Source organism: Pseudomonas sp. YuFO20 (assembly GCF_035064975.1).
Lineage (GTDB): Bacteria > Pseudomonadota > Gammaproteobacteria > Pseudomonadales > Pseudomonadaceae > Aquipseudomonas > Aquipseudomonas putida_AE.
The window spans coordinates 1-4,127 of sequence record NZ_JAXDEO010000129.1; the positions used below are offsets into that span (position 1 = coordinate 1).

The window sequence follows — 4,127 nt, forward strand, 5'->3', positions numbered from 1 at the left end:
GCTTGGATGAAACCGCACTGCCGCTCCCGCTATTCATCGACAGCATCCGTTCGCAACCTCCCCATCGTGTGCAAGGCACGGCAGTGTTCCTGACGGCCAGGACCGATGCTGTTCCTCATGCGCTGTTACAAATATTCACGCCTGCGGGATTTCGGCCTGGCCCTGCCGAAGTTGCGCAAACAACTGGAAGCCTTGCTGGCGGCGCCGGGTTTCAGTCGCGACAAGGTCATGGCCACGGTCATCACCCTGCTCGACGCGACGCTGATCCGTGTCGGCAATGCCCAGTACGCCCGGGACAACCGCTCCTATGGCCTGACCACCCTGCGCGACCGGCATGTGGAGGTCAACGGCAGTGCGATCCTGTTCCAGTTTCGCGGCAAGAGTGGCATCGAACATCAAATTACCGTGAAGGACCGGCGACTGGCGCGGATCGTCAAGCGCTGCCAGGAGATTCCCGGGCAAAACCTGTTCCAGTACCTCGATGAAAACGGCGAGCGACACACGATCACTTCCGCCGACGTCAACGCCTACCTGCAAGACCTGACCGGCGCCGACTTCACCGCCAAGGATTACCGTACCTGGGCCGGCAGCGCCCTGGCCCTGTCGGTGTTGCGTGAGCTTGAGTGGCAACCCGAATCACAGGCCAAGCAGCATGTGGTGGCGATGGTCAAGGACGTCGCCCGGCAGTTGGGCAACACCCCGGCAGTCTGCCGCAAGTGCTACATCCACCCGGCGGTGCTCGAGGGTTTTCCCCTGGGCGCCCTGGCGCAATTGCCAAGGCCGAGGGTGCGCAAAGGCCTACGGGCCGAGGAAGTCGCGCTGGCGATGCTGCTTGAGAAAATGGCGTCTGAACCGACGAACTGACCTGCCTATTTTTTGCACGATTGCAAATGGCTTCTATAGTAGATCTGTACACGAATCAGCTGCGGTGAAGCCATGGAAGACATTTTTGTCGTCAAGCGCTGCAACAAGATCATCATCCATGGACGCCGGGCTGGAGAAACCGTGCATCAACCCGCTGACGCCGCCGTCTGGTACCGCATCGCCGATACTCGCACCAATGGCTTCATCGGCGACGGCTACGATCTTGAACGCGATGCCCAATACGTATGTCGAGAGCTCAACGCCCGATCACAAATGACGGCCCGGCAAGGCTGACGAGCATTCGCCAAGCGGTTACGGGTCTATACTGAGACAGTGCTGAAGGATCAGCGCCTCATCGGTGGAAGCTCGCTGGCGGCGGGCTTTTTACTGCCACTCTTCAGGTTTCTTAACGGAGGTGTTCCCCATGTCCGAAAAAGAGTCCATCACCACCCTGCTCACCCTGCTCGACTCCCGTCAGGTTCGCCTGGCTGCCGCGTGCAAGGAAATCGCCGACTGGGTCGATCATCAAGGCGGACACCCGACTGCGCTCAGGATCCGTGACCGGCTGAACGATATCGAAAAGGATACGCCGCTGATCCGCAACACCCTGTCGGCGCTGCGGCCAGTCGATCCGCCGCTGCCACGGTTCAGATAATTGCGATTCGGATACCGCTGCACAGACACGACCTGACGCGGGACACATGACCGGCGACACTATCGTCACCGCGTGTGTGTGTCTCTGCGATTCTGGCCCCCAACCCAGCCCGGCGCTGGGATTTTTTACGCCCTCAAGCGGCGAACGTCAGCAAGCCTGGGTTGTCCAATGATCACCTCGCCACGAAGGAGGCGTTCAGATGGTTACCCACTTCAAAGTCAGCGGGCACCTCGCCTGCGGTCACACAGGCGACAACCTCACCTCAACCCGGGAACTGAATCGGGTCAAATGCAGAAGCTGTCGCAACACCGACGCTTACAAAGAGGCGCGCAAGAGCGAGCGCAACGCCGCCCGCCGCGCCGCACGCAAGGCAAGAACCCCTCATGTGCTCATAGACTGGCGCCAGGACTGGATCGAGCGACTGTCCGCCATGACAGGCCTGCAACGGCTGCCGCGGGGTTTTCATGGGCAGGGATTTGTCTAAAGGCAACAGGATTGGTGTCGACCCTGTCGACTCCGATCCTTAGTGGTCAATGGCACACCAGCCCGAGGACCTTTGCCCGTCGGCCCGACCCCGAAGCCTTTTTTGTCGACGTAAAAGACATTGCCCCCGTCGCGGCGCTGACCCGGCCCGGACGCTCACCTCAGCTCTTTCAATAGACCGGACCCTGTGTCCGGCGCGGGACTTCAGCGACTACGTCCGGCGCACTGCGGCGACGGGTGCCTGGAACCGTCCGATGTGAGGCATTGGCAACAATGGCCTTCCTCGGCTAGGGTCACTTTGCGTATCGAACCAAGGCGTCTTGATTGGCAGAAGTCAGCCCATGGAGGAAGCGATGTCATCCACTCGTAATGCCGAACAAACCTATCGCCAGTGGTCCAGCCCGATCCTGCTTGAACTCAAGGAGCGAGAACATCAAATGACCCCGTCGGACCGCGAGGCCCTGCAAGCCATTCTGCTGGAAAGAAGACTGATCGATGTCGGCAATCCCAACGGCAGCGATCGACGCAAGGCAGACTTGAACGCTGATCACAAACAGGAGTAACGACGCAAAGGAGAGCAATAGACGAAGCCGAAACACACAAGGGTTTGCATTAGCTTCAGTCCGCAAACCCTTGATCTCAGAGCCCCCTAAGCAGCTCGTTCCAGGGCATCCAGCAAGTTGGCAAACTCCAGCGACAGCTTATGCCGAGGGGCGAAATGCACGAGGGGCACCGACACCTCGTGAGACTCGCGCATCTTCACCGAGCTGCTCAGGTAAACCGGCAGCACCGGCAAACCTTCGGCCATCAGCTCATCCACCAGCATCTGGTGCAAGCCGGTGTGACCGGTGAACTGGTTGACCACCACCCCTTCCACTGTCAGTGATTCATTGTGGTCAAGACGCAACTCTTCCACCTGGGCGATGACACGATACAACGCCTGGCGAGAAAACCTGTCGCAATCGAACGGAATCAGCAACCGGTCCGCCGCCACCAGCGCACTGAAAGTGTAGAAATTCAGTGACGGCGGTGTGTCGATGTAGATGCGCTCGTAGTCCTCGGACAGTGCGACCAGCAACTTGCGCAGCTTGTTGATCTTGAACTTGCTCTCCAGTTTTGACTGCAGCTCGGACAGCTCGGCACTGGCCGTCACCAGGTCGAGATTGGCGTAAGGCGTGCGGGTGATGTTCACGCGATTCTTCCTGCCCTCGAACCCGCTGGACAAGGTCTGCTTGAAAAAATCGGCGATCCCCGCAGGAATGTTCTCGTTCATCAGCCCGGTGAGATAGTGGGTCGAATTAGCCTGGGGATCGAGATCAACCAGCAGCGTCCGGTAACCTTCGGCAGCACTGACGGCGGCGAGGTTGCAGGCAATGCTGGATTTTCCGACACCGCCTTTCTGATTGAATACGACACGACGCATGGGACTTGCTCATCCATGAAAAGGCCAGAGGCCGACTGAGGGAAACTGTAAGAAGTCGTGTCAATTCTATGACTGAATTATTACAGTATTGCGACAGTGGTTGGCGCAAGCCGCGAGTTAGAGCGCTGGGCTCCTAAAAGAGCTCTTCAAGGCCTGTATCTCACATCAACGTTCGCCGAAGCGCTAGTGAAGTACTCGAACAAAACTCAGCCATGCCGGGCCTCCTGCTCGCGCATCCCTTGGATTATCGTCGACGCAGACAAAACAAGGCGAAGTGGGTTGTCCTTGGAGGGCATGAACTGCAGGCTCTGGTAGTAAGCTGCAGCAGCCTCGTCTATAAAATTGGCCCAACATTTGAAACACTGATTAGCAAAGGAAAATCTTTCGAACAAATCATCGAAAGCGCAACCAGAGCTGGTGGTGGAGATATATTCTGATGAAAAACAAAATAATGCCAAGTGAGCTGACTATTGAAAAAATGCACTCCGGCCGATCGTGTCTGAACCTGACATCGAGTGTCGATTGGGTATGTTTTCCTGATTATGCAGAGTTTATTCTTGGACTACTTGGGGGGGCGATCATCAGCAAGTCTGACGGAGCTGATGTGCGTATTTGGGAGGTGCTAATAGACAACGAGTACTTCTTCCTCGCATTTGACGATTTCCCAGTAATGATTACGCTAGAATCGAAGAGTCTGCAGGG

The 4,127-nt window shown here is 57.4% G+C and carries 6 protein-coding genes and 2 pseudogenes; 7 read left to right on the top strand and 1 reads right to left on the bottom strand.

Features of this window, described 5'->3' with window-relative positions; genetic code table 11:
* The 6 genes and pseudogenes from SOP85_RS30785 to SOP85_RS30810 form a co-directional block, all read left to right on the top strand.
* Positions 1-128 (top strand): annotated as a pseudogene (locus tag SOP85_RS30785) (hypothetical protein); the annotation flags it as partial.
* A gap of 1 nt (position 129) precedes the next feature.
* Positions 130-864: pseudogene (locus SOP85_RS30790) on the top strand (DNA topoisomerase IB); the annotation flags it as partial.
* Between the two features lie 72 nt (positions 865-936).
* On the top strand, positions 937-1,158 hold the full coding sequence (locus SOP85_RS30795; protein ID WP_323606170.1) for a hypothetical protein: 222 nt from the start codon (positions 937-939) through the stop codon (positions 1,156-1,158).
* A gap of 130 nt (positions 1,159-1,288) precedes the next feature.
* A complete protein-coding gene (locus SOP85_RS30800) occupies positions 1,289-1,519 on the top strand; it encodes a hypothetical protein (RefSeq protein WP_274075992.1) in 231 nt (76 codons plus the stop codon).
* Between the two features lie 199 nt (positions 1,520-1,718).
* On the top strand, positions 1,719-2,003 hold the full coding sequence (locus SOP85_RS30805; RefSeq protein ID WP_323629377.1) for a hypothetical protein: 285 nt from the start codon (positions 1,719-1,721) through the stop codon (positions 2,001-2,003).
* A 352-nt stretch (positions 2,004-2,355) separates the two neighbouring features.
* Positions 2,356-2,565, top strand: a complete 210-nt coding sequence (locus tag SOP85_RS30810; protein WP_323629378.1) for a hypothetical protein — start codon at positions 2,356-2,358, stop codon at positions 2,563-2,565.
* Between the two features lie 86 nt (positions 2,566-2,651).
* On the opposite strand, the gene SOP85_RS30815 is transcribed toward SOP85_RS30810, so the two are convergent.
* Complete coding sequence (locus SOP85_RS30815; protein ID WP_323606175.1) at positions 2,652-3,425, bottom strand: ParA family protein; 774 nt, start codon at positions 3,423-3,425, stop codon at positions 2,652-2,654.
* Between the two features lie 436 nt (positions 3,426-3,861).
* Here SOP85_RS30815 and SOP85_RS30820 point away from each other — a divergent pair.
* The coding region (locus SOP85_RS30820; protein WP_323629379.1) for a DUF3630 family protein at positions 3,862-4,127 on the top strand (266 nt) is incomplete at its 3' end.